General features: G+C 70.7%; 1 protein-coding gene. It reads right to left on the reverse strand.

What is annotated here, in order from left to right; translation table 11 throughout:
• Positions 1–88: 88 nt before the first annotated feature.
• On the reverse strand, positions 89–1,282 hold the full coding sequence (locus D471_RS0120405) for a 3-hydroxyacyl-CoA dehydrogenase (protein WP_017600336.1): 1,194 nt from the start codon (positions 1,280–1,282) through the stop codon (positions 89–91).
• Between the last annotated feature and the right edge of the window lie 75 nt (positions 1,283–1,357).

The raw sequence follows: 1,357 nt of genomic DNA on the forward strand, positions 1-1,357 counted from the left end.
ACACGCTCGTATGGGGCTCGGGGCGGGCGCGCGGAACCCGGTACGCCCCTCGCTGTGCCTATGACGGCCTCGCGAGCTCAGCCGGGGCTCAGTGGTCGTGGCCCTCGTGCTCGATGTCGGGCAGCTGGTCCACCAGCAGCGGCGCGGGTACCGCGATGCTGGTCAGGCTGTACTCGCTCATCGCGACCAGGGTGGTGACGACGGACTCGGCACCGCGCTCCTCCAGCAGTTCGGTGGGGCCCTTGGGGTAGCCGCAGCCGAACCGCATGGCGGTGTCGACATCGCGGGCGGAGGCGTAGCCGTCGCCGATCATGCGCAGGGCGTCGTCGATCTGGGGGGCGACGAGCATCTCGCCCAGGTCCAGGTTCTCCTCCTCACGGACCATCTCCGCGAAGCGGCCCGTGGGCTGGGGTTCGGCGGGGTCGTCCTGACCCGTGTAGAAGCCCTGGCCGGACTTGCGGCCGAGGCGCCCGGCGGCCACCATGCGGCGCAGCAGCGGGGCGGCGACGTAGCGCGGTTCGCGGTACTCCTCCCAGAGCACGTCCATGACGGCCAGGCACACGTCCAGGCCGACCAGGTCGGCGAGGGTGAGCGGGCCCATGGGGAGTCCGGCGGCCTTCTGGACGGAGGCGTCGATCTCCTCGCGAGTGGCCACACGGCGCTCGTACAGGCGGATGGCGTCGTTGATGTAGGGGACCAGGAGCGCGTTGGCCACGAACCCGGCCCGGTCGCCGACCGTGACGGGGGTCTTGCCGATGCGCTTGGCGACCTCGGTGACGATGTCGACGGTCTCCTCGCTGGTGGAGACGGTCGTGACCACCTCGGCCAGCTTCATGACGGGGGCCGGGTTGAAGAAGTGCAGCCCGACGACCTTCTCGGGACGACCGGTGAGCGCGGCGATCTCCGTGACGGACAGGGAGGAGGTGTTGGTGGCCAGGATCGTCCCCGGGGGGCAGATCCTGTCCAGGTCACCGAAGACGTCGCGCTTGATCGCCATCCTCTCCGGCACGGCCTCGACGACGAAGTCGGCGTCCGCGAGGTCCTCACGTGAGGTGGTGAACGTCAGGCGGGCGTCGATCGCCGCGCGCTCCTCCTCGGTGATCTTGCCCCGGCTCACGGCCCGGGAGAGGGACGTGTCGACGTGGCCGCGGCCGCGGTCGAGGGCGGCCTGGTCGATTTCGACCCCGGTGACGTCGAACCCCGCACGGGCGAACACCTCAGCGATGCCCGCGCCCATCGTGCCGAGTCCGACGACACCGACCTTCTCAAATTCCTGCACCATGCGCCCCACCTTAGACGGAGGCGCGGCCCAGCACGGGGGCGGGACCACGCACTTTCTGGTTCGCGGCCCCCCCCC

The sequence above is a fragment of the Nocardiopsis lucentensis DSM 44048 genome, assembly GCF_000341125.1.
Classification (GTDB): Bacteria; Actinomycetota; Actinomycetes; order Streptosporangiales; family Streptosporangiaceae; genus Nocardiopsis; species Nocardiopsis lucentensis.

Coding starts and splice junctions, on each gene's coding strand:
- D471_RS0120405 (WP_017600336.1), bottom strand. CDS start 1,282: ATGGTGCAGGAATTTGAGAAGGTCGGTGTCGTCGGACTCGGCACGATG.